Below are 24,938 nucleotides of genomic sequence, written 5' to 3'. Positions count from 1 at the left end.
ATTAATTTCATGTCACACCACTCAGGATTTGTCAGCATTGTAGGTAAACCCAATGTAGGAAAATCCACTTTGATAAATCAATTAATAGGAGAAAAGCTATCTATTGTAACTCCAAAAGTACAAACTACCCGTCATCGAGTATATGGAATTTGGAACGATGAAAATACACAAATTATATTTTCCGATACCCCCGGAATCATACAAAATCCTGCTTATGAATTGCAGGAAAAAATGAATGATTTTGTAAAAGAGTCTTTTGAAGATGCTGATTTGATTTTATTTATCACAGAATTTGGCGAAGAAAAAAATCCTTCTGAATTTTTAGTTAAAAAATTAAATTCGGTAAAAATACCTGTTATTGTATTACTAAATAAAGTTGATAAAGCTAAAGATGCTTCAACAATATCAGAAAGCGTTGCATTTTGGCATAACCAATTACCAAATGCAGAAATTCTTCCTATATCTGCCTTACATTCTCTCAATACCGAATTAATTCTTCCAAAAATTAAAAGCTTATTGCCGGAAATGCCTCCTTATTATGATAAAGAACAATTTACCACCTTATCGGAACGTTTTTTTGTAAACGAGACCGTTCGGGAAAAAATATTGCTCAATTATCAAAAAGAGATTCCTTATTCTGTAGAAGTCGTTACCGAAAGCTTTAAAGAAGAAGATCATATTATCCGTATTGAATCGACTATTTATGTAGAAAGAAATACACAAAAAGGCATTCTTATCGGTCATAAAGGACAAAAAATTCAAAAAGTAGGGACGGAAGCTCGGCTAGACTTAGAAAAATTTTTTAATAAAAAGATTTTCCTCAACCTTTATGTCAAAGTAAAAAAAGATTGGAGATCCAATGATCGGGATTTAAAAAATTTCGGATATACAAATAAATAAGATTAAATAACTGGTTGATAGGTTAACTTATTTTTTTGTGCTATTTTCATTAAAAGTACTTTACACATTCTTATTAATCCTGATTTTTTCAACACTTATTGTTACCTTTGTCGAAATTTGAAGACTTTACCATGAATAAATATATAAAACTTGTTATTGCAGCCCTCATAATCGGACTGGGCATTTATCTGATGTTTAATCGTCAAATAGGATTAGGAATTCTATTGGTTATTCTTTCTGCCCTGCCTATTTTATTATTTTTCAGAAACGAATATATTTTATTGGCTTTTTGGAAATTGAGAAAACAAGATCTTGTAGGTGCTCGTTCCTGGTTGGACAAAATTACTAATGTGAAAAGTCAATTAGTAAGAAAACAATACGGATATTATAACTATCTTATGGGGATTACTGAGGCTCAAGGCAATGCTGCTAAGGCCGAATCGTATATGAAAACAGCTTTAGATTACGGTTTAAGTTTCAAACACGATCGCGCATTGGCTACACTAAATTTGGCGGCAGGAGCTATGATGAGAGGTAATAAAAATGAGGCAGAACGTTTTTTAAGTGAAGCTAAAAAATTAGATACTTCCAACATGCTGGGAGATCAAATTAAAATGATGAAAGAACAAATGAAAAGAGTAAATATTTCGAGAAGCAATATGATCAACCCTCAAATGAGAAGTCGTTCTAAATTTATGAAATAATTAATTTTAGCTTATATTTGTTATATAAAAAAACTTTTTCAAATTTCAAATATAACTATCCTAGTTTTAGATTTTTATTAATAAAAAAGGCTGTTAAATTAACAGCCTTTTTATCTTCTATATTTTATATTTTTTATTAGCTATTTTTATTGATTCATCGTTAATAAGAATTCTTCATTGGAAAGAGATCGGTCTAATCTCATTTTTAAGAACTCCATAGCTTCCAATGGATTCATATCTGCTAAATGATTTCTTAATATCCACATTCTTTGTTGAGAAACCGGGTCTAATAATAAATCGTCACGACGTGTTGAAGACGAAACCAAATCAATAGCCGGATAAATACGTTTATTGGCAATTTTCCTATCCAGTTGAAGCTCCATATTACCGGTACCTTTAAATTCCTCAAAAATTACCTCATCCATTTTAGATCCTGTATCTATTAATGCCGTTGCAATAATGGTAAGAGAACCTCCACCTTCAATATTTCTTGCTGCTCCAAAGAAACGTTTCGGTTTATGAAGTGCATTGGCATCTACTCCTCCGGAAAGTACTTTACCGGATGCCGGAGAAACCGTATTATAAGCACGTGCCAAACGGGTAATGGAATCTAACAATATTACTACATCGTGTCCACATTCCACCATTCTTTGAGCTTTAGACAGAACAATATTGGCAACTTTTACATGTTTTTCGGCTGATTCATCAAAAGTTGAAGCAATTACTTCTCCTTTGACGCTTCTTTGCATGTCGGTTACCTCTTCCGGACGCTCGTCAATCAATAATACAATCATGTAAACTTCCGGATGATTTATGGAAATTACATTGGCAATATCTTTAAGTAAAATTGTTTTACCTGTTTTAGGTTGAGCAACGATCATTCCTCTTTGTCCTTTTCCAATAGGTGAGAATAAATCTACCACACGAGTTGACAAAGTAGCTCCTTTACCTGCTAATTTAAATTTTTCTTCAGGAAATAAGGGAGTTAAATGCTCGAATGATACTCGATCTCTAACAAATAAAGGATCTCTTCCGTTTATTTCGATAATTTTAACTAAAGGGAAAAATTTTTCACCTTCTTTCGGTGGACGAACTTCTCCGGTAACAGTATCTCCGGTCTTAAGTCCAAAAAGCTTAATTTGTGAAGGAGAAACATACACATCATCGGGAGATGAAAGGTAATTAAAGTCAGAAGAACGTAAAAAACCATATCCGTCCTGAGTGATCTCTAAAACTCCTTCTGTTTTTATAATACCTTCAAATTCATAATCGGAGGAACGATATTTATTACCATTGGTATGCGGTCTGTTAGCATATTCCTTAGTATTGTTTTTCTTCGGGCTTTGATAATTGGTTTTAGGCTCTTCATCAAAAAGCTTTTTATCATCCTTAGAAACTGTAGTTTTTTGAAAATGAGTGCTGTCTGCACTTTTTCTTAATATAACTTGCGGCTTTCGGTAAACCGGAATATCAATTTTAAAATCTTCATCATTTTCCGAAACTTCTTTTTGAACGTCATCATCTATTAGTGAGTCATCATCTTGGGAACCTTTATTTTCAACCACTTCCTCTTTAGATAATAAAGTATCTCTCTGCTGTTGTTTAGCAGGTATTCTTTTTCTTTGTCTTTTTTCCGTTATTATAGGCTCTTCATCGGTAGATTTTTCCGACTCATTGTGGTGTGTTTGTTTGTTTTGATGAGCTAAAATTAATTCAATTAATTCTGATTTTTTTAATCCTGAACTTTTAATTTTTAATTCATTAGCAATAGACTGCAAATCAGCCACTTTCATTGCTTTAAGCTTTTGTTCCTCAAACATAAGTTATGTTTAGTATGATTTTAAAATTACTCGAAAATTACGTAAAATATTGATTTTGATTATTTTATAAAAGAATAAAGTGGTAACTTTATGAAAAATAATGCACTAATCTTTAGTAGATTATTCAGCAATATTACAAAATATTTTATTAAAACGCTAATTTTTTATACATTTGCTGTTCAAAAAAGCGAAATTTTGATCCAAAGAATTCAAAGTATTTATCTATCATTAGCCGGTATACTAGGATTTGCTGTCGGTTATATAACCGATTTCATTCCTAATGATTTAACAGATATGTTCCTTTTGTTCCTCATCGGATTGTTAGCTTTTATTTCCCTATTCTGCTTTAAAAGCAGAAATGTTCAAAAAAAAATTAATTATATAAATATAATTATAAACGTATTGTTGATCGGTTTTATGGTTTATGATTTGCTAAATTCATCTGGAGGAAGTACTATACTTCCTGAGAAAGGTGTTGAGCTACTCGTCCCGGTCCTGCTGATTATTCTGCTTGCCATGGCAAATAAGTACATCAATAAGGATGAAAAGCTCATAAAATCTGTAGACAGATTCCGTTAAAACTCATAACAACTTTTAATGAGTGCAAGAGTCGTTTTATTTTATAAAACGACTCTTATTTTTTGCAACCATATAATAATTATGGGTAAAGCAGAACAAGCTTCCATCCAAAAACGGGTGTAAAAAAATTGATGTGTTTTTCCCATAAATACTACCATACCCATACTGATTATACACACCACTTCCCATGCTGTCACATAGATTAAATCGCCTTGCTTATAAAAAGTCAAAGCAAAAACTAGTGCAGATAGAAATAAACATATACAAGCAATACCTTTGCTTTTTCGTATTCCTAAATAGTTGGGTATTGTACAAATAACATCTTTTTTCATGTCGCAAATATCAAAAGGCAGAGTTATACCTATGATAAAAAAATACAGAATTAAAAATTCTGCAAACGTATTACGATTACCCGAATTTCCTATATATAGAATCGCATAGGCCCATGCAAATGATATAATAAAAATTTTTAATAAAGGAATGTTTCTGAATGGAATCTTTATAAAATCCGAATTATACATGATTACAATACTTCCAATAAATGCAATATGAAAAAATTGTAGTAAATCTTTTTCCTTACATACTATAAAAGCCACAAGTATTAAACTGATGAATGAAATATGAAAAGAAAGTTTTTTTAAGATATTTCGCGACCAAGTATTTTGAAAGCAAATAAAATTATAAGCAGCTAAGGCAGAAAAAAAAATTATTGCAATTCTGTTGTAATTTACGGAGTGATTTAAACTTCCAAAAAATAGACATAATAATGAAATCATGAAAGAAACCCACAATTGAGTTTTAATTAAAAATCTTTCAATCGATTTTTTCATTTCACGGCCTTATCAACTGCCCACTCTTTTTGGATTATTTTTTACAAAGGAATCCCACCCCGAATATGATTTTGAAGTATTTGCGGATGAGGGAGCTCTACTGTTTAAAAAGTGGCATACTGCCAGAGCCAGTCCATCGGAAGCATCCAAATATCGAGTAGGAAAATCTTTTAAATTCAATAAAGTTTTTAACATTCCTGCAACTTGTTCTTTGGATGCATTACCGTTTCCTGTTATTGACATTTTAACTTTTTTTGGAAAATATTCTGTAATAGGAATTTCTCTTAGTAAGCCGGCAGCCATAGCCACACCTTGCGCTCTGCCTAATTTTAACATAGACTGCACATTTTTAGCGTAAAAGGGTTCTTCAATTGCCAATTCATCCGGATGATAGGTATCAATCAGCGATAAGGTTTTATCAAATATTTTTTTAAGCTTTAATGCATGGGATTCAACCTTTTTAAGAATTAGCTCATCAATGCACAACAGCTTCATTTTATTACCCACTACACTAATAACCCCAAATCCCATAACATTCGTTCCGGGATCGATTCCTATTATAATTCTTTCCGTCAAAATGTTTTAATAATGTAGTCTTAACAATTCTTTAAATAGGCTTTCCAGCCTTCTTCTTTATATTTCTTGGCAGCTTCTTCCGGATTCTTTGCTCCGTAAATGCCTCTGCCGACAATAATAAAATCTGTATGATAATCGGAGAATACTTTTTCAGGAGTATTGAATTGCTGACCTTTGGAGTCTCCTGATTCTGTTAAATTTACCCCCGGAGTGAACAACAATAAAGCAGAAGGTAGTTTGGATTGGGCAACACATCCTATTACATTGGAAACTTTACTTGAAATTTCGATCGCTTTCGACTTATAGTTTTCATCTGTTAAAGTTCCTTTTGACGACATTTCTGCAATAGTTACTACTCCGGTTTTTTCACCAAATACTTGTAAGCTTTCTTCTCCGGCTATAACATGAGAAGTTATTAAATCTGCCCATTCTGAGATTTTATAAATTCCTCCGGTAAACTGCATATGTTGTGTATTACCAATATCTCCAAATTTTCTGTCCTCGAATAATAAAAAGTTTTTAGCTGCAGCAATCTCTTTCAATTCGTGTATAAAATTTTCAGTAAAGTCTGAAATTATATCTGAATGCAATTTAACAGCTACAATGGAATCTCCTATTTGATGCGCTAATTTTAAAATTTCTGCAGATTTATGGGTATCTAATGAAGCAATTAAGTTGGTTTTTTTTGATAATGCAATTTCGATCAGCTTCTTAGAAACCGAATGATTCTGTAATTTTAATTTTTCCTCATAGGTTAATCGAGGAGCACTTAATTGTACCGTTGGTTTTTCTTTAAGAAAGTCTTTAATTTTAACAACCTGTGATTGATTTAAAAAATCATGATTGTACAGAATATCAATTACATTTTCAATACTGAATAAAGTGTGAACATGATATCCTTTGCTTTCCAATAATTCTTTACCTCCTTGTTGCCTATCTAATACTACAACAATATCTTTTACTTTTAGTCCTTCTTTTTCTACCTCTTCTATCGTTTCAAGCAAACTTTTCCCACTTGTTATTACATCTTCCACGAGTACGCAACGTTGTCCTTCTTTAAAGATTCCTTCCAACATTTTTTTCGTCCCGTAATTTTTACTCTCTTTTCTTTTTATAATTAATGGCACTTTAGATGCTAAAGACATCGCCGTAGCCATAGGTAAAGCCGCATAGGGAACACCGCAAATAAGTTCGTGCCTACAATCTTTTAGCATAGCCAATAAAAGTTGTGACAATTCGCTTAGTAATTCCGGACTGGAGGCTAATGGTCGTAAATCAACGTAAAAAGGAGAAAGAATCCCACTTTTTAAAGTGAATTCACCAAATTTTATTATTCCCAGTTCATAAGATTTGAGTAAAAATTTTTCTTTGTTAATCATCTTTCTTTTGATTTAAGCAAAGGTAATAAATTAATAAATTTAAGTGTTTGTAAAAAACTAAGAGAAATTAAATTCCTTAACTATTTAACACTTTGGTAACAATAATAAAATTTATCCATATTTATCTTTTATTTGATGATGAATCTTTCAACTCAAACCCTCTTTTGTTGGCAAATGATTTTTGGGCTTCTACAATTTTACCGTCAATTTCATTTAATTTAACTTCATTTACATCCATGTCTTCCAGAGCTTTTTCAAATTGATCTTTTGTTAATTTTTCTTTTGAAGTAAATCCTTTTATCGATGTAATCATATTATGGATATACTCTTCACATAAGTTTTTTAAATCATCCCCATCTTTGGGTATTTCATAGCCGTTAATTTTGTTGATTAATTTTTCCAGTTCTTCAGAAGCTACTTTTCCTTTTTTGGTGACGGAAACAAAGTCACCGGTATCAGGGTGCTGTTCAACCAAAGCATAAAAGGTGGTATATTCCCTGTCTGCTCTATTCAAATTTTCCATTAAATTGTCATTAAATTTTCCGGGCCCCGGATTACAAGAGTATAAGCTAAACAGCCATACATAAAAGAATAAAATTCTTAATTTTTCCATTATATTTTATTTTTAATCAAATATATAAAAACATTCATTCTTTTTTTAGCCAATTTTCCATAATTATAAAAGATAAAATCAAAGTACTCATATTTATTAAAATTATATACATTTGTAAACTATGCGAAATCGTTGGTTAATTTTACCTCAACCTGATCCAAATAAAGCCCAAAAACTAGCTGAAGAACTGGGATTTCCTGTGGAAATTACCAGCCTTCTTTTAAAACGAGGTGTTTCTACATTTGATGAAACTAAAACTTTTTTTAAACCTTCGCTTGATCAACTTCATGACCCTTTTCTTTTAAAGGACATGAATATTGCTGTAGAAAGAATCGAAAAAGCCATAAATACTAATGAAAAAATACTTATTTATGGAGATTACGATGTGGATGGTACTACTTCTGTGGCAATGATGTATCTTTTTCTTAATTCTTTTTATAAGCATATCGATTATTATATACCGGATAGATATGAAGAAGGATATGGCATCTCCTATCAGGGCATCGATTTTGCCGCCGCTAATGGTTTTTCCTTAATAATTGCTTTAGACTGCGGAATTAAAGAAAAAGATAAGATCTCTTATGCAAAAGATAAAAACATTGATTTTATCGTATGCGATCATCATTTGCCGGATGAAATTCTTCCGGAAGCGGTTGCTATTTTAGACCCGCAAAGATCAGATTGCAAGTATCCCTATAAATTTTTAAGCGGATGTGGAGTTGGCTTTAAGCTTATTCAAGCTTTGTCCCTCCAAAAACAAATTCCACAAGAAGATATATTTCCCTACTTAGACTTAGTAGCTATCAGTATCGCTGCCGATATTGTTCCGATAACCGGTGAAAATCGAATTTTAGCTGCATTTGGTTTGAAACAATTGTTGGAAAAACCCAGAGTAGGTTTAAAGGTTTTTTTACCCAAAGAAACCCGTGAAGCTTTTTCAATTAATAATATTGTATTTGGAATAGCTCCTAAAATAAATGCTGCAGGAAGAATCAGCCACGCAAGTAATGCTGTAAAGCTACTTATTACAACTAATGACATTGAAGCTCGAAAGATCTATACTCAAATTAATGAGCTTAACAACGAACGTCGAGAGCTTGATGCCAATATCACTTCCGAAGCCATTCAAGAAATTATAAAAACAGGTCAAACCAGTACTTATTCCACCATTGTTTTTAATCGCAAATGGCACAAAGGGGTCATTGGGATTGTCGCTTCCCGATTAATTGAAGAATATTACAGGCCTACTTTAGTCTTTACAGAGGGAAAAAATAAAGACCTGGTTGCTTCTGCTCGAAGTGTTACCGGTTTTGATATTTATAAAACTTTGGAAAAAACCTCTGAGTATTTGGAACAATTTGGGGGGCATATGTATGCTGCAGGACTCTCAATAAAAAAAGAGAATTTTTTACCCTTCAAAGAAAAATTTGAATCTGTTGTTAAAGAAACGATTAAGGAAAGTCAAAGAACGCCTACTATTGAAATAGATGAAGAAATATCTCTATCCGTAATAAATAAACGTTTTTTCAAACTAATCAGTTATTTTGCTCCATTTGGCCCTGCTAATTTGCGTCCTGTATTTTTAGCCAAAAATGTACATTTTGGAGGCGATTATACGCTTATGGGTAAAGATCGTTCCCATTTAAAAATTATTGTTTTCCAAGATTCCATTAAAAATTCATTTGAAGCTATTGCCTTTAAAATGGGTCATCTTTTGCCTAAATTTGAAAAATATCCTTTTGATATGGTATTCACTTTATATGAAAATTATTGGCAAGGCAAAACTTTTTATCAACTTCAAATTAAAGATGTTAAATTTTATGAGGATTTGTAACTTTGTTGAATGAAAGTAGGTTTATTTTTCGGATCATTCAATCCTATTCATATAGGACATTTAATTATTGCAAATTATATCATTGAAAATTCAGACCTTACCCAAATCTGGTTTGTTGTAACTCCACAAAACCCTTTCAAAAATAAATCTACTTTGTTAAAAGATCATCACAGATTGGAAATGGTAAACCTTGCCATTGAAAAATACCCCCATTTTAGATCTTCTTCAGTTGAATTTACTTTACCCAAACCTTCCTATACCATTGATACGTTGGTTGTACTTAAAGAAAAATATCCATCCTATGATTTTGTTTTACTAATGGGAGAAGATAATTTGAATTCATTTCATAAATGGAAAAATTATGAACAAATTTTAAAATATCATTCCTTATTTGTTTATCCTCGAATGAACCGTATTCAGAATGAACAAACTATGGACCATCCTCATATTCATAAAATTTCCGCTCCCATCATTGAAATTTCTTCTACCTTAATACGCTCCATGATTAAAGAACATAAAAATGTTCGTCCCATGCTCCCTCCTGAAGTCTTCAATTATATTGATGGAAGCAATCTTTATAAATAATTACTTTTTTGTAATTTTGCAAATTGTTTTTGCTAAAAAATTATAAGTAAATGGAAGATAGTATAACTATGGATTTAGAATCCGGTCTATCATTACCTATTATGGAGCATTTTTACACCATTCAAGGAGAAGGTAGATACACCGGTACGGCTGCATACTTTATAAGAATAGGCGGTTGTGATGTAGGGTGTCATTGGTGCGATGTAAAAGAGAGTTGGAATCCTTCTATTCATCCGGTTAGTTCTGTAGATAAAATTGCCGAAACGGCTGCTTCCCAATCGAAAACCATTGTTTTAACCGGAGGGGAACCTTTAATGTGGAATTTAGAGCCCTTAACATCCAGATTAAAAAATTTGGGTTGCAGAATACATATCGAAACTTCGGGATCTTATCCACTATCGGGACATATTGATTGGATATGTCTGTCTCCTAAAAAAACAGCCCTTCCTCTCGAAAGTGTGTATGCAAAAGCAAACGAATTAAAAGTAATTGTTTATAATAATCATGACTTTATTTTTGCGGAAGAACAGGCTTCTAAAGTAAATGATAATGCCATTTTATATTTACAACCTGAATGGAGTAATAGGAATAAAGTTACTCCAAAAATCATTGATTATGTGATGAAAAACTCTAAATGGCATGTTTCTTTACAAACTCATAAATATTTAAACATTCCCTAATAACAGCAATTGATAAAGTCTAATCCTATATCATCCCCCTTCTGCACTACATTTTTTAGTTTTCAATGCTTTAATCTTTATTAGAATTAGCAGAATCATGTCTTTATAACCGACTACTATCAGATTTTAATATCTTTTAATTAATTCATCCTTTTGTGTTTATATCATTTAATAGGATAAATTAATTTTTTTTACTATCTTAATAAAAAATCCGGGAAGTTATCGTGAAATTTTTTTATGTATATAGTTTTTTTTTATTCTTCAATAAAAAAGAATTATGCTTACACAACGTAGGGTCCTTGTTTTATTGACTAATTTTGAAATGTAAAAAATGAAATAATATTTTGATAAACAAAACAATAAAATTATGTCAATAGTAGGTAAAAAATTTCCAAACATTTCAATAGATGCCATGGATCACATGGGGGATGATTTAAAGATCAATATTTTTGAGGAGGCAACTAAAAAAAATAAAAAGGTTTTATTATTTTGGTATCCTAAAGATTTTACTTTCGTTTGTCCTACGGAACTTCATGCTTTTCAACAAGCACTACCTGAATTTGAAAAAAGAAATACTATAGTTATAGGAGCTTCATGTGATACTAACGAAGTACACTTTGCCTGGTTAAATACCCCTAAAGATAATGGCGGTATAGAAGGAGTTACTTATCCAATCTTAGCAGATACAACACGTAATCTTTCTAATATTTTAGGAATTTTAGATATTGAATCTTCCGAATATGATGAGGATTATGAAACTGTGGTATTGAAAGGATCCAATGTTGCATACAGAGCAACCTTTTTAATTGATGAAGAGGGAAAAGTTTTCCATGAAAGTATTAATGACATGCCATTAGGAAGAAATGTTCAAGAATATTTACGCCTTATAGATGCCTATACTCATGTTCAAAAATTCGGTGAAGTATGTCCGGCTAACTGGGAAGAAGGAAAAGATGCGATGAATGCCAATCGTAAAGGAGTATCGGATTATTTATCTTCTCATTAATCATAATTTAAAAAAAACAAAAAAATGGTACAAGAATTACAAGAAGATAATTTAAGCGAAATTATCAAAGAATCTCCGATTGTTCTCGTTCAGTATGCAGCTTCATGGTGTGGAAACTGTAAAATTATGAAGCCGAAATTTAAAAAAATTGGCGAAGAAAACAGCACCATTCCTTTTTTAATTGTTGATGCAGAAAAATTTCCTGAATCCAGAAAATTAGCAAATGTGACCAACTTACCGACTTTTGCTTCTTTTAAAGATGGAAAACTGGTTAATCAAATACAAACAAATAAAATAGAACCTTTACAAGAATTAGTAAATGAAGTTACCCATAATTAAACATTTAACTCAATTCATTGAAAATAATGATGAAGATTATATCAATGAAACGATTGAAACCTTAGAGAACTTAACGAAAGCTCCGGGTTTGAAAGATGAAGAATTAGATGTTTTAGGAGAAGTGCTTTCTAATATGTACGGAGCTATTGAAGTTAATAAGCTAATGAAAGAGGGTATGGATGAAAAAAATGCTTTAAATGCATTTATGAAACGTGTCCTCGGATCAATTGATAAATAGTCTATACTTTTAAATTTAATTTTTAAAAGCCTTGCAAGATTTTTCTTGTGAGGTTTTTTTATTTTTAAAAATGAACTATTAAGGTAAATATTATTTTCATATTTCATGTCGAAACCGTAATTTCGTAAATTAAAATAAATTAAATTACGAATAAATGGCTATTCTTGGACAAATAAGAAAAAGAAACGGGTTATTAATAGGTTTTGTTGCTGTAGCATTATTATTATTTTTATTAGGTGGAATTGATTGGAGCAGAATTGGCAAGAAAGATCCCAATGTTTTGGGAAAAGTAAACAAAGAAGCGATCTCTCGCCAGGAATATTATAGTCAACTTAGTCTTCTTTCTTCTCAGTACCAAGGGCAATATCCGGAAAATTTACTTGAAGGACAAGTTTGGAATTCGTTAATTGAACAAAAATTAATTGAGCAAAAATTTAATGCCTCAGGATTAATTTTAACTGATAAAATGATTTGGAATATGGCCAAATCCTCTCCTTTATTTAACAATCCTCAATTTAAAGATAAAAGTGGAAATATTAATACCAAATTGATTCAGGATGAATTCCAAAAAATGGAAGAAAGCCAAAATGCCTCTCCGCAATACAGAGAATATTTCCAAACTATGATGACTTTAAAAAAGAATTTTGGTTATCAAGCAATGGGTAAACAATATTTAGGGACTTACGGTTCCGGAATGTTAACCAATAACAAGGAAATTGAACTTTTAGCACAAAATCAATCCAATATTGCAGATATTGAATACGTTAAAATCGATTATAATACATATCAGAAATCAAACCCTGTTAAGGTCACAGATGAAGATTTAAAAGCTTATATTGAAAAACATAAATCTTTATATAAAATAGACGAAAACAGAACGCTAGATTTTGTATATTTCTCTGCAAAACCTACTCTTTCCGATGAAAATAACACATTACATTCGTTAAATGCCTTATTGTCTCAATCCATTATTGAAGGGGATACCATTCAAGCATTTGGTTCGGTTAAAAATGATTCACTATATATCAGCGAGTTAAATACCGCACAAATTGCAGATAAACCTTTTATCTCTCAATACAGAAGCGAAAAGCAATTGCCACAAAACATACAAACTTGGGTAAAAAATGCTTCTATCGGACAAATTTCTAATGCTTATAAAGATAATGGATATTATGTATTATCTAAATTAATAGCTAAAAAAAATACGGATTCGGTAACTGCTAAAAATATATTAATAAGTTACACCGGAGCTCAGCAAATCCAGCCTAAAACCGCCAGAAATAAGGATCAGGCAAAAAAACAAGCGGATGAACTAGCGGCAAAATTAAATGCAAATCCTAATGATTTTACAAAATTAGCTTCTCAATATTCAGACGATCCGACGGCTTCCTCCAATAATGGTGAAATGAAGTTAACAACAGCTCAAGATTTTCCTGCTCCTTATAAAAAATTACAACGTTTTTTAGAAACTTCTCCTACAAATAAAGCAGAAGTTATTGAAACTCCACAGGGATATTTGGTATTAATGATATCTCAAAGGAAACCGGATGAAATTGTTTATAAATTAGCAGATCTTGCGAAAGAAATTAAACCTTCTGAGGAAACTATCGAAACTGCCCGTAAACAATCAACCAATTTCATACAATCCATTCAAGGAAAGTCATCTAGAGAATTTATTGATTTCGCTAAAAAATCTAACTATAAACCTCAACAGCAACGAGGCATAGTACGTTTTGGTTCTATGTTGAACGGATTACACACAGATAAAGATTCTGATATTATTGCTTGGGCGTTTGATTCTAAAAGAAAACTTGGTGATACTGAAGTATTCACTACCGGTGACCAAAGTTATATTGTAGCCAGAGTTTCATCTTTATTTAGCAAAGGGTTAGCAGATCCTTCTTTAGTTAGAGATGAAATTGAAACTGAGGTAAGGAATGAAAAGCTGGGTAAGGTAATTGCTGAAAAAGTAAATTCAGGAAACAAATCACTTGACAACTTAGCAACTGAATTTAAAACTACAAAAAGCAATGCTTCAATAAGTTTTGATAATCCATCAGTAAACGGAGAATTTGAGCCTAAGGTGGGTGGTGCTGCATTTGGGTTGAAACAAGGAGTTACCTCAAAAGCTATTGAAGGAAAAAGCGGAGTTTATGTAATTGTAACTAAATCGATTACTAAAGGACAAGTTGGAGACAAAAAACAGCTTAAAACCTCTTTAATGAGTCAATATGCTCAACAAATGCCTTCTTTACTTTTAAGATCATTAGTTCAAGAGTCAGATATTACCGATTATAGAGGTATTTTGTTAAATCAACAACAAAAATAATTTAGACAATAAATATTAAAAAAAGCATACTTAGTTATAAGTATGCTTTTTTGTTTTTAGTGATACTTCCTCAAACAATTTTCGAGCTAATTATTTTAGTAATGTAAATAAAAAACCTCTCTTATCGAAATAAAAGAGGCTTCTTATAAAATATTTATTACTTACAATTTATCGATTCAATAGTTTAGCAGCTTCTTTAGCAAAATAGGTAGAAATAAGACTGGCGCCTGCTCTTTTTATACATGTTAAGCTTTCAATAATAATTTTATCATTATCCAACCATCCATTTTTTGCAGCCGCTTTAATCATGGCATATTCTCCACTAACCTGAAATACCGAAATAGGCACATCTACTATTTCATTTAATTTAGAGACTATATCTAAATAAGGAAGTCCCGGCTTTACCATAACAATATCTGCACCTTCTTCAATATCTTTCAATGCTTCATTGATAGCTTCTTTACTGTTACCGTAATCCATTTGGTAGGTTTTTTTATCTCCAAATCCGGGAGCACTGTCCAGAGCATCTCTAAAAGGACCGTAATACGAACTGGCATATTTGGCTGCATAACTCATAATACCTACTTCATCAAATCCATTTTCTTCTAATGCTTCTCTAATTGCTGCAACTCTTCCATCCATCATATCGCTTGGAGCAATAAAATCTGCTCCTGCTTCTGCATGGCTTAGGCTCATTTTTACCAATGCATCCACGGTTGCATCATTTACAATTTTACCGTTTTCAACAATTCCGTCATGTCCGTAAATTGAATAAGGATCAAGAGCGACGTCCGGCATAATTACCATTTCGGGTACAGCATCTTTCATGGCTTTGATTGATTTTTGCATTAAGCCGTTTTTATTCCATGCTTCTTTGCCTGTATTATCTTTTAAATTTTCATTGATTTTTACATAAATATTCACCGCTTTAACTCCCAAAGACCATAATTCTTTAACCTCTTTAATTGTTAAATCCAATGATTGGCGATATATTCCCGGCATAGAAGAAATTTCTTCTTTAATATTTTCTCCTTCTGCAATAAATATCGGCATGATAAAATCATCGGTAGTTAAAATCGTTTCTCTTACTAAATCTCTTACGGCTTGAGTTGATCTTAATCTTCTATTTCTATTGTATAGTATCATTTTTTGTTATTTCGTGTTAATAGTTGACCTTAAAAAGGTATAATTTAAATGAATTTGGTAAAAACCCATAAGATAAAATCTTATTCAGTTTAAAAAATTATATTACATTTTTATACCACTTCTATCTGCAAAATATTCTGCAAATTTTCTTATTTCTTCTGCAATTTCTTCCTCATCTGTGGCTCTCTGATAAGAATCTCCTAAAGAATGCAATACTTGATGAAAAAAACGCTTCATATCATCAACAGGCATTTCTTTGGTCCATAAATCAATCCTTAAAGCTTCTTTAACTTTATCATCCCAAACAGATAATAAAATAGCTTTACTTTCTGCTCCGATTACTCCTCCGTCCGGGGCTGCCCATACAATTTTTTCGGGTATATGGTTTTCATCTAATTGTATATTAAAATTTATTTCAGTTTCTTTCATTAGCTACTATTAAAATATTACTTTGTTTTGTATCTTTAAATATTAGTGTGTATCAACCTCAGGATGAGGCTTATATTTGGACTTGGCAAATATTTGCTCATGGTTAGGATTTTTAATAAAGTCTTGTAGGCTTACTTGAGGATTTTCAAGTAAGTACTTTCTACAAATTTGCCATCCGGTCCAACAACCTATTCTCCCCGGACTTTGAGAGTCTACCTCCGTATAAAATTTAGAAAAAGGTGCTAACGATAAAAACCGATCAGATAAAGAAATATCATCACTAAACACATAATTACTTTCAATAAAGAAATTCCATATTTCATATTCGTTAGTTTTCGCCCAATTTATCTGGTCTTGGGAATATCCTATTTTATAACAATCTTTTACTTCAGGCAGAAAGGCATCTTCCAAAACTAAAATTTTACCTTGATAAATCATTTGTGAAACAAAAGATTGGCTGTTCGTCTCTCGCGGAACTATTGCCATTCCTTTAATTATTTCTTTTGCCGTTTTTGATGAAAAATATTCCATGCTCATTGTTCTCTGGATATATTTATCTATATTCATCATATTATAGTATTTATTACCAAAGCCTAAAAAGCAATCTGTAGCAATAAGTAAAAAATTATTTTGTGGAATATAAGTAATCGGATTCAAGTAGTCTGAGGTAAATGATGAATATAAATACACTGTGGGTGATTTAAATTCCGGATAATAATATTTGATATGCTTAAATAGGTTCTCTAATTCAGCTTTAATTCTATCGTTAGAAACTTTTTTCTTTATTTCAGAATATATATTGAGTTCTGTACTATCCCTTCGATCTTTTTCAAATCGGGAATCCGGGGTATTTTGACTCAAATAAAAAGGATATTTTTTTCTAAAATCCGGTATTGAAATATCTAAATTGTAAAAATCTTTTGCTATATCATGAATTTCAATAGGTTCTTGTATCTCGCTAACCTCTACTTTCCACCTCTTATTCAAATCTTCTTTATTGCTTTTATGAGTGCAGCTTATTACTAGTAACAATACTGTAAGATATTTAATAATCTTCATTATCTTTACACTTGATTTTTAAATATATAATATTACGCGCAAAGATACAATATTATGAAAACAACCAGAGTAATTTCCTATATTGTTAATTGGTTAAACGATTATCTCAAAAATAGTGGGGCAAAAGGATTTGTTGTAGGAGTATCCGGAGGAATAGATTCCGCTGTAGTTTCTACATTAGCTGCACAAACCGGTAAACCCGTTTTAGTTTTAGAAATGCCTATTCATCAACCGGAAGACCAAGTTACGCGAGCCAGAGAACATATAAAATATCTCACTGAACACTATACAAATGTTACCGGAAAAACTATAAATCTCACCAACACTTTTGAGGCTTTAAAATCTGATTTAGAAGCGGATGAATCTCATGAAAAAAACAATTTATCTTTAGCCAATACTCGGTCTCGTCTTCGTATGACTGCCTTATATTATTATGCAGGACTCAACAATTTATTGGTTTGTGGAACAGGTAATAAAATAGAGGATTTTGGTATCGGCTTTTTTACTAAATATGGAGATGGAGGAGTTGATATCAGCCCTATTGCCGACCTTTTAAAAAGTCAGGTATTTGAAATAGCCAAAGAATTACATGTTTCCGAGTCTATACAGAAGGCGAAACCTACCGATGGTCTTTGGACTGATGACCGATCTGATGAAGACCAAATTGGAGCTTCCTATCCGGAACTGGAATGGGCAATGAATGTTCATGAAAATCATAAAGCTTCTGATTTTACAGGAAGAGATCGTGAAGTTTTCGAAATTTATGATCGATTAAACAAACTTGCTCAACATAAAATTAATCCTATTCCGGTTTGTAAAATTCCTAAAGAATTACTTGATTAACCTTTGTAAAGGATACTATTTTACTACAAGGTTACTATACTATTGATTGTTCTTAGTTTTATCTATGCATTAGTTGTAAAAAAAGAACAAACCATCAAATAGTTAAACTTGTAAAAAAGATTTAAAAAATAATAATTTATTTTTCTATAACTCATTCAATTATTATTTTTGTTTTAGAAATTAAACTTGATTATGGGACGCGCATTTGAATATAGAAAAGCTTCAAAATTAGCCAGATGGGACAAAATGGCAAAACAGTTCAGCCGTATTGGTAAAGAAATTGCAATAGCTGTTAAAGCCGGTGGTCCTAACCCTGAATCTAACCCGGCACTTCGTCGTTGTTTACTTAATGCTAAAGGTGTAAACATGCCAAAAGACAATGTAGAAAGAGCGATTAAAAAGGCTTCAGGGGCAGATGCAGAACAATATGACGAAATAACCTATGAAGGATATGGACCGGGAGGAATTGCCATTTTTTTAGAATGTACTACTAATAATCCTACCCGAACTGTAGCCAATGTTCGTGCTATATTTAACAAATTTGAAGGAAATCTGGGAAAAAATGGAGAACTTACATTTATTTTTGATCGAAAGGGGATTTTTACTTTAGATAAGTCAAATCTTACTATGGATTGGGACAGTTTTGAATTAGAAATGATTGACGCAGGAGCCGAAGAAATTGAAGAAGATGAAAATGAAGTAATTATAACCTCTTCTTTTGAAGATTTTGGTTCTATAAATCATAAATTTGAAGAATTAGGTATAGAGCCTAAGAGTGCGGAATTACAAAGGTTGCCAAACAATACAAAAGCTCTTCCGTTAGAACAGGCACAAACTATTTTGAAAATGCTTGAAAAATTTGAAGATGATGATGATGTTCAACAAGTATTTCATAATATGGAAATTACAGAAGAATTGCAAAACGCTGTAAATTAGAATTTTTTACATATATAAAAAATAGAAAGTTTCTTATGCTTATAAGAAGCTTTTTATTCTTTATACCTATCGTATTCCTGTTAAATAATTGATAATAACTTAAACAATTTTAAATTATTAGTTAATTTCTAAAACTGAAAATCTAAAATTGGTTAGCTTATGTTCGATTGATTTTAGCTAATTTTTTTTCGACCCATAGTGTTGCAAACGGGAAAAAGGCTGACATTAGTACAAATACAAAATCTTCATCATCCCATTTATAATGCTTTCTAACTAAAATCGCCAATATAATATATGCGGTAAAAAATAAACCGTGTATCATACCCGTCGGAATCATAAATAAGGTATAATGAAAAAAATATTTCAAGGGCATGGCTACTAAAAAAAGTAAGAAACAACTTATGCATTCTGCATAACAAGCTAAATTAAAATATTTTTCTAACTTTTTTTTATTCATTTGCTTATCTTTACTTGTACAAAAATAATCATTTATCAAGATAATTTTCGCATTTACATAAATGGTTCGTATTATCTTTTTATTTAAATACTACTATATGTGAATACATCTTTAGATCAATTTCATCTTTTTTATTATATAAAATCAGAATATATATCTTATTGTATATCAATTATTAAATATTATATAACAATAGCAAGGCACATAACACCTAATTTATATCATGTCTATGTTAATATATAATAAATAATTTGTACCTTATGAGAAAAAAAAATAATATGATGAAAAAAAGATTTGTATTATATGCATTAGCCGGATTTTGTGCATTTAACCTCAGTAAGGCGCAAACCTATCCTCAAATCGTTGTTAATAATCAAAAATTTTCTGATTGGAACAAAGATGGAAAACTACAACCTTACGAAGATACTCGACTGTCGGATTATGAAAGAATCAATGATTTGATTTCTCGTTTATCTGTTGATGACAAAATACATTTACTCTTGGGTACGGGAATGGTTGGATTTGAAATGTTGAAAGGATTTGAAGCTATAGACCCTAAAGGAGTCACAATACCAAGCTACCTTATTCCCGGATCAGCAGGTTCAACTACACCCATTGACAAATGGGGCGTTCCTGCGGTAATATTTACCGATGGTCCTGCAGGTGTCCGCATTTCTTATAAAAGAAAAGGAGAAACAAGAACTTATTATGCCACAGGATTTCCTGTAGGGGCCCTTATTTCAACCACTTGGGATACAGAATTAGCAAAAGAAGTAGGAGATGCTATTGGAGATGAAGCCTTAAAATATGGCTCGGATATTCAATTGGCTCCGGCGTTGAACATTATTCGCAACCCTTTGTGCGGGCGTAATTTCGAGTATTTTTCAGAAGATCCTTTAATAGCCGGTAAATTCGCTTCTGCGATTACTCAAGGAATTCAAAAAAACGGTGTGGGGGTATCTTTAAAACATTTTGCCGCAAACAATAGTGAAAATAACCGAATGGACTTAGATGTTCATCTATCCCAAAGAGCGTTACGAGAAATTTACCTACGCGGATTTGAAATCGCTGTTAAAGAATCTAATCCGGCAACCATTATGTCTTCTTACAATAAAATTAACGGGACTTACACTTCGGCAAGTTATGACTTATTAACTACTATTTTACGTCACGAATGGGGCTTTAAAGGTGCGGTAATTACAGACTGGTTTGGTGGATATGCTAATGTATCTGCTGTAAGCGATACCAGCCATGATGGAATAAGTAAAGATTCTTATGATGAAAACATATTTGCAAAGCAAATACATGCAGGAAATGATTTATTAATGCCGGGTACGCAAGTACAATTTGAAACCCTTAAAAAATACATTGAAACTAAACGTCTTTCTATTGAAGATGTAAATAATTGCTTGAGAAATGTATTGGAAATGATCTATAAATCTCCACGGGTAGCCGGTTATATACCAACTAATAATCCGGATTTCAAAGCCCATGCACTTTTAAGCAGAAAAGCAGCTTCAGAAGGTATGGTTTTATTAAAAAATGAACAAGCGGCTTTACCTTTAAATAAAGGAAGTAAAATTGCCTTATTTGGAAGTGGTTCATATAATATTATAGCAGGAGGAACAGGAAGTGGAAATGTAAATAAAGCATATGTAATTTCTTTACCTAAAGGATTAGAAGATAACGGTTATGTGATTGATAAAAATTTAAATCAAACCTATTCTCAGTTTGTTAAAGAAGAATTAGCTAAAACTGAGGAATTAAAGAAAAAATTACTCGCTATCTTACCAACTTTAACTCAGCCGACCATTAAGGAAAAAGCGATCCAAAACAGTGCTAAAGAAAATGATATTGCGATCATTACCATTGGAAGAGAAGCGGGTGAATCCGGAGACAGAAAAATTCCTGATGATTTTGATCTTTCCGAAAAAGAACAAAATTTAATTTCTGAAGTTTCAAAAGCATTTCATCAACAAAATAAAAAAGTGGTTGTGATAATAAATTCAGGAAGCGCTATTGAAACTTCCAGCTGGAAAGATAAAGTAGACGCTATTGTTTGGGCAAGTCTTCCGGGTCAAGAGGGCGGCTATGCTATAACTGATGTACTTTCAGGAGCTGTGAATCCATCCGGAAAATTAACTCAAACCCTACCTGTTAAATATACAGATGTTTCTTCTTCTTCTAATTTTGACGGAGTTCCGCCGGAAAAACCAACTGACGTGTCTTATAAGGAAGGCATATATGTGGGATACAGATATTTTAACACATTTAATGTTATTCCATCTTATGAATTTGGGTATGGTCTATCTTATACAAAGTTTGACTATTCTGAACCTGTATTGAGTTCCGCTGAATTTAATCAAAAACTTTTAATCTCTCTTAAAGTTAAAAATACCGGAAGTGTTGCGGGTAAAGAAGTTGTTCAATTGTATCTCTCAACTCCTAATGGGAATATAGATAAACCAACAAAAGAATTAAAGGGATTTGCTAAAACCAGAATATTGAAACCGGGAGAAACTCAAGTGGTATTTTTTGAACTTCAACCCAAAGACTTAGCTTCTTTTAATCCTCTGGCTTCTGCATGGATTGCTGATGCAGGAATCTATAAAATTGAGTTTAACTCATCTCTTACTAACACTAAGCAAGTATCTAATTTTTCATTACCAAATAAGTTAATTGTTGAAAAAGTAAACAATGTGTTAAATAATGACCTTAATTTTCAAGATTTAAAATCTAATAGATAAATCAAAATCCATTATTTTTAAAGTCATATTAATTTAAAAGAGCGGAAAATAAAATATTTTCCGCTCTTTTTTATATACTATATTTCTCCCATTATTTTATCAAAAAATTTATTAGTACTTTTAACCTTTGTAAAAATATATTTTCAACCCATGTCTATAAAAGATTCATTACAAACAACTTTAGAAACCCTACCCTCTAATGTTCAATTAATAGCCGTTTCAAAAACTCATCCTGCAAAGGAAATTGAAGAAATGTATCAGTGTGGACAAATCGATTTCGGTGAGAATAAAGTTCAAGAATTGGTTGAAAAATATAATCAATTGCCTAAAAATATTCGCTGGCATCAAATTGGGCATTTACAAAAGAATAAAGTAAAATATATTGCTCCTTTTGTTCATCTGATACATTCTATGGATCGTTTGGAATTGCTTGATACTATTGAAAAAGAGGCGGTAAAAAACAATCGCCCGATTTCTGTTTTATTACAAATAAAAATAGCCCAAGAAGAATCTAAATATGGATTAACTTTCGATTCGGCTCTTGAAATACTTAAGCTTAAAAAGGATGGAATGTTTCCACATGTTACTATTCTTGGTCTTATGGGTATGGCTTCATTTACTGATAACACAGCTCAAATTGAAAATGAATTTTCTTCTCTTCACGATTTTTATATAACCCATCAAAATGAATATAGTCTATCGATTTTATCCATGGGCATGTCGGATGATTATCTAATTGCTATAAAGTGCGGAAGTAATATGGTTAGAATTGGGTCTAAATTATTTGGAAAAAGAAATTATACGGTATAATTTTTTACAGGAATTGTTTGGTAAGCTATTTCTTTTAACATATTGTCTTGAGTAAAGAGAAAATCAATTCTGCCTAATAATAAACCGGCCCATCCCACTTGATTGAGCAATACTACTTTGCCTTCTTTGTTTAGATATTTTTCCGGTTCTTTAAAAAAGGTATGAGTATGGCCTCCAAGTATTAAATCTATATTCGTTGTTTGCTGACACAATTTTACATCGCAAATTTTATCGGGAAAATTAGGATATTTATATCCTATGTGAGAAAGGCAAATTACTAAATCGCACCTTTTTTCTTTTTTTAGCATTCTTGCTCGATCTTGTGCAATTTCTATAGGATCCAGATATTTAGTTTCTAAATAATTCTTTTTTTCTACCAATCCGGCTAATTCAACGCCTAACCCAAATAATCCTATTTTAATGCCTCCTTTTTTTATGATTTTATAATCTTTGGTTAATCCTTCCAACAGCGTATTGCTAAAATCATAGTTTGAACAAAGAAAGTCAAATTTAGCATGTGGCAGTTGTTTTTTAAACCCCTCTAATCCATTATCAAATTCATGATTTCCCATAGTTGAAGCTTCATATCCCATGGTTGACATTAATTTAAACTCCAATTCACCTCCGAAAAAATTGAAATAAGGAGTTCCTTGAAAAACATCACCCGAATCTAATAATAATACATGTGGTTCCTGTTTTCGTATAGCATCTATTAAAGTTGCTCTTCTGGCAAAACCTCCTTGATTGGGATTTTTGGTATAAGTCGCCGGAAAAGGGTCTATTCTACTGTGTTGATCATTGGTGTGTACTATGGTTATTTTTTTGTCTGAATGTAATATACGGGAAGCAAATGATAGGGAGGGAAAACTTAAAGCTCCTCCGGCTAAAGTAGCTGTTTTGATAAAATCTCTTCTTTTCATTTGAATTTTTTTTAATCTTCAAATACTAATCTTTGATCTTTAATGTCCGGCAATACTTTGTAATTTTTTACCTGCTCTAATAGAATGTCTCGTAATTTTAAATGAGTAATTTCTTGAGCATCCGATTTCATAAAAAAATTCATTCTATCTCCGCCATTCATTAGATAATCTATGGTAACTACCCAATATTTTTTTGTCGGATCAAAATCTTTACCTTCAATTTGTGCAGAAATCAATTTATCTTTCTTATATACTAATTTTATTCCTGCCAATGGATGTCCTTTTTTTTCAATTCTTAAATAATCAAACATTTCTTTCATTTGAAATTCATCTAATTGTAAAAGGACCATTTCATTTTCAAAGGGCGATACTTCAAATATATTTTCAACAGTAACTACTCCTTTAGGGATTATAGTTCTGATTCCGCCGCTGTTTAACAAACAAAAATCGGGTTCAGGTTTATTGTTTGTTTTAGCATACTTTTTAGCATATTCCAATACTAAGTCTGCTAATAGATTACCTTCGTTGCTGGAGTATCCTGCTTTGGTGAAGTCTACATTGGCATAACTAATGGGTTGATTCATTATTGAATCTAATTGTTTTTTATATGGATAAATGAAATTTATAATTTGTGAATCCGATTTAATTGAATCAGTAATCTTTTTATTAAGATGTATTTGATGTACTTCTTTTACCTTATTTGTTTTACAATGTATCAGTATTAGTAATATAAAACTTAATAAGAATATGTGTCTTATTGCTTTCATAACCTTTTCATCGAACTAATTGAAAGTTAGATAAATTTTATTTAACCTGCAATGAATTCAGTAAAATTTTATTTCTGATTCCACTTCCAAGCTTTCTTTTTTTTGCATCTTTTCAATCAAATTTTCCACGTTAAAAAAAGGATCTTAAATTTAATCTTTTGCATTTATTTCATCAACTGCATACGCATTACTATAAACTTATCATCAGTGACAAATAATCTTAAGCATTAAACTACTATATACCAAGTATGTATGACCCTTTATTTTAAGAATTCCATGAGTTTGAAAATTTTTTTAGTGCTGAATTATTTGAGAGCATGATCTGTTGTAAGGTATATCTTATTCATTTTTTCTATACTATCCACTCAAAGTTAATGAGACACTCAAACTATCAAAATAAAAATTTTTAAAT

At 31.5% G+C, this 24,938-nt stretch carries 25 protein-coding genes; 14 read left to right on the top strand and 11 right to left on the bottom strand.

What is annotated here, in order from left to right; all coding sequences use genetic code 11:
• Positions 1 to 9 precede the first annotated feature (9 nt).
• Both era and C4S75_RS01620 read left to right on the top strand, forming a co-directional pair.
• Positions 10 to 900, top strand: coding sequence for a GTPase Era (gene era, locus C4S75_RS01625; RefSeq protein WP_105296571.1), 891 nt, complete (start codon positions 10 to 12; stop codon positions 898 to 900).
• A 131-nt stretch (positions 901 to 1,031) separates the two neighbouring features.
• Positions 1,032 to 1,604 (top strand): hypothetical protein, encoded by a 573-nt coding sequence (locus C4S75_RS01620; protein WP_105296570.1) that lies wholly within the window; start codon positions 1,032 to 1,034, stop codon positions 1,602 to 1,604.
• 146 nt (positions 1,605 to 1,750) lie between these two features.
• Here the strand turns inward: C4S75_RS01620 and rho are convergent, their stop codons facing one another.
• Complete coding sequence (gene rho, locus C4S75_RS01615) at positions 1,751 to 3,424, bottom strand: transcription termination factor Rho (protein WP_105296569.1); 1,674 nt, start codon at positions 3,422 to 3,424, stop codon at positions 1,751 to 1,753.
• A gap of 90 nt (positions 3,425 to 3,514) precedes the next feature.
• Between rho and C4S75_RS01610 the strand changes: the two genes are divergently transcribed.
• Complete coding sequence (locus C4S75_RS01610; RefSeq protein WP_105296568.1) at positions 3,515 to 4,003, top strand: DUF4293 family protein; 489 nt, start codon at positions 3,515 to 3,517, stop codon at positions 4,001 to 4,003.
• A gap of 41 nt (positions 4,004 to 4,044) precedes the next feature.
• On the opposite strand, the gene C4S75_RS01605 is transcribed toward C4S75_RS01610, so the two are convergent.
• The 4 genes from C4S75_RS01605 to C4S75_RS01590 all read right to left on the bottom strand — a co-directional run bounded on the left by C4S75_RS01605 (position 4,045) and on the right by C4S75_RS01590 (position 7,401).
• A complete protein-coding gene (locus tag C4S75_RS01605; RefSeq protein ID WP_146105542.1) occupies positions 4,045 to 4,833 on the bottom strand; it encodes a hypothetical protein in 789 nt (262 codons plus the stop codon).
• A 12-nt stretch (positions 4,834 to 4,845) separates the two neighbouring features.
• A complete protein-coding gene (gene ruvC / locus C4S75_RS01600; protein WP_105296566.1) occupies positions 4,846 to 5,412 on the bottom strand; it encodes a crossover junction endodeoxyribonuclease RuvC in 567 nt (188 codons plus the stop codon).
• A 17-nt stretch (positions 5,413 to 5,429) separates the two neighbouring features.
• A complete protein-coding gene (gene pyrF, locus C4S75_RS01595) occupies positions 5,430 to 6,788 on the bottom strand; it encodes an orotidine-5'-phosphate decarboxylase (protein WP_105296565.1) in 1,359 nt (452 codons plus the stop codon).
• A gap of 121 nt (positions 6,789 to 6,909) precedes the next feature.
• Entirely contained in the window at positions 6,910 to 7,401 is a 492-nt protein-coding gene (locus tag C4S75_RS01590) for a hypothetical protein (protein ID WP_105296564.1), read from the bottom strand.
• Between the two features lie 121 nt (positions 7,402 to 7,522).
• Between C4S75_RS01590 and recJ the strand changes: the two genes are divergently transcribed.
• The 7 genes from recJ to C4S75_RS01555 all read left to right on the top strand — a co-directional run bounded on the left by recJ (position 7,523) and on the right by C4S75_RS01555 (position 14,412).
• Complete coding sequence (gene recJ, locus C4S75_RS01585) at positions 7,523 to 9,235, top strand: single-stranded-DNA-specific exonuclease RecJ (protein ID WP_105296563.1); 1,713 nt, start codon at positions 7,523 to 7,525, stop codon at positions 9,233 to 9,235.
• A gap of 9 nt (positions 9,236 to 9,244) precedes the next feature.
• Positions 9,245 to 9,820, top strand: coding sequence for a nicotinate (nicotinamide) nucleotide adenylyltransferase (gene nadD, locus C4S75_RS01580; protein ID WP_105296562.1), 576 nt, complete (start codon positions 9,245 to 9,247; stop codon positions 9,818 to 9,820).
• A 50-nt stretch (positions 9,821 to 9,870) separates the two neighbouring features.
• Positions 9,871 to 10,500 carry a 7-carboxy-7-deazaguanine synthase QueE gene (locus C4S75_RS01575; RefSeq protein ID WP_105296561.1) on the top strand — a complete coding sequence of 210 codons (630 nt, stop codon included), beginning with the start codon at positions 9,871 to 9,873 and terminating at the stop codon, positions 10,498 to 10,500.
• 367 nt (positions 10,501 to 10,867) lie between these two features.
• Positions 10,868 to 11,506 carry a peroxiredoxin gene (locus C4S75_RS01570; protein ID WP_105296560.1) on the top strand — a complete coding sequence of 213 codons (639 nt, stop codon included), beginning with the start codon at positions 10,868 to 10,870 and terminating at the stop codon, positions 11,504 to 11,506.
• Positions 11,507 to 11,530: 24 nt separating this feature from the next.
• Positions 11,531 to 11,845 carry a co-chaperone YbbN gene (locus C4S75_RS01565; RefSeq protein WP_105296559.1) on the top strand — a complete coding sequence of 105 codons (315 nt, stop codon included), beginning with the start codon at positions 11,531 to 11,533 and terminating at the stop codon, positions 11,843 to 11,845.
• A complete protein-coding gene (locus tag C4S75_RS01560) occupies positions 11,826 to 12,083 on the top strand; it encodes a hypothetical protein (RefSeq protein WP_105296558.1) in 258 nt (85 codons plus the stop codon). Before C4S75_RS01565 ends, C4S75_RS01560 begins: the two co-directional genes overlap by 20 nt.
• Positions 12,084 to 12,237: 154 nt before the next feature.
• Positions 12,238 to 14,412 (top strand): SurA N-terminal domain-containing protein, encoded by a 2,175-nt coding sequence (locus C4S75_RS01555; protein WP_105296557.1) that lies wholly within the window; start codon positions 12,238 to 12,240, stop codon positions 14,410 to 14,412.
• Between the two features lie 168 nt (positions 14,413 to 14,580).
• Here C4S75_RS01555 and hemB read toward each other — a convergent pair whose 3' ends face one another.
• The 3 genes from hemB to C4S75_RS01540 all read right to left on the bottom strand — a co-directional run bounded on the left by hemB (position 14,581) and on the right by C4S75_RS01540 (position 17,046).
• Complete coding sequence (hemB, locus tag C4S75_RS01550; protein ID WP_105296556.1) at positions 14,581 to 15,558, bottom strand: porphobilinogen synthase; 978 nt, start codon at positions 15,556 to 15,558, stop codon at positions 14,581 to 14,583.
• Positions 15,559 to 15,660: 102 nt separating this feature from the next.
• A complete protein-coding gene (gene gldC, locus C4S75_RS01545; RefSeq protein ID WP_105296555.1) occupies positions 15,661 to 15,987 on the bottom strand; it encodes a gliding motility protein GldC in 327 nt (108 codons plus the stop codon).
• Positions 15,988 to 16,029: 42 nt separating this feature from the next.
• The gene (locus C4S75_RS01540) at positions 16,030 to 17,046 is read right to left on the bottom strand and encodes a gliding motility protein GldB (RefSeq protein ID WP_105296554.1); all 1,017 of its coding nucleotides are present in this window, start codon (positions 17,044 to 17,046) and stop codon (positions 16,030 to 16,032) included.
• Positions 17,047 to 17,100: 54 nt separating this feature from the next.
• On the opposite strand from C4S75_RS01540, the gene nadE reads away from it, so the two are divergent.
• A complete protein-coding gene (gene nadE / locus C4S75_RS01535) occupies positions 17,101 to 17,889 on the top strand; it encodes an NAD(+) synthase (protein ID WP_105296553.1) in 789 nt (262 codons plus the stop codon).
• Positions 17,890 to 18,081: 192 nt separating this feature from the next.
• A complete protein-coding gene (locus tag C4S75_RS01530) occupies positions 18,082 to 18,825 on the top strand; it encodes a YebC/PmpR family DNA-binding transcriptional regulator (RefSeq protein WP_105296552.1) in 744 nt (247 codons plus the stop codon).
• Positions 18,826 to 18,982: 157 nt separating this feature from the next.
• On the opposite strand, the gene C4S75_RS01525 is transcribed toward C4S75_RS01530, so the two are convergent.
• Positions 18,983 to 19,282, bottom strand: a complete 300-nt coding sequence (locus tag C4S75_RS01525) for a DUF3817 domain-containing protein (RefSeq protein WP_105296551.1) — start codon at positions 19,280 to 19,282, stop codon at positions 18,983 to 18,985.
• 281 nt (positions 19,283 to 19,563) lie between these two features.
• Here C4S75_RS01525 and C4S75_RS01520 point away from each other — a divergent pair, with 281 nt between their 5' ends.
• A complete protein-coding gene (locus tag C4S75_RS01520; RefSeq protein WP_255410555.1) occupies positions 19,564 to 22,029 on the top strand; it encodes a glycoside hydrolase family 3 protein in 2,466 nt (821 codons plus the stop codon).
• A 150-nt stretch (positions 22,030 to 22,179) separates the two neighbouring features.
• Positions 22,180 to 22,839, top strand: a complete 660-nt coding sequence (locus C4S75_RS01515) for a YggS family pyridoxal phosphate-dependent enzyme (protein ID WP_105296549.1) — start codon at positions 22,180 to 22,182, stop codon at positions 22,837 to 22,839.
• Here C4S75_RS01515 and C4S75_RS01510 read toward each other — a convergent pair.
• Both C4S75_RS01510 and C4S75_RS01505 read right to left on the bottom strand, forming a co-directional pair.
• Positions 22,827 to 23,759 carry a bifunctional UDP-sugar hydrolase/5'-nucleotidase gene (locus tag C4S75_RS01510; RefSeq protein WP_105296548.1) on the bottom strand — a complete coding sequence of 311 codons (933 nt, stop codon included), beginning with the start codon at positions 23,757 to 23,759 and terminating at the stop codon, positions 22,827 to 22,829. The two genes, C4S75_RS01515 and C4S75_RS01510, sit on opposite strands and share 13 nt — an antisense overlap.
• Positions 23,760 to 23,770: 11 nt before the next feature.
• Entirely contained in the window at positions 23,771 to 24,343 is a 573-nt protein-coding gene (locus C4S75_RS01505) for a 5'-nucleotidase (RefSeq protein WP_158254195.1), read from the bottom strand.
• Positions 24,344 to 24,938 lie beyond the last annotated feature (595 nt).

Origin of the sequence: Apibacter sp. wkB309 (assembly GCF_002964915.1) — a bacterium.
In the GTDB taxonomy this organism is placed as follows: domain Bacteria; phylum Bacteroidota; class Bacteroidia; order Flavobacteriales; family Weeksellaceae; genus Apibacter.
The sequence above is the reverse complement of the archived record's forward strand: the minus strand, read 5'-3'. Positions and strand labels throughout refer to the sequence as shown.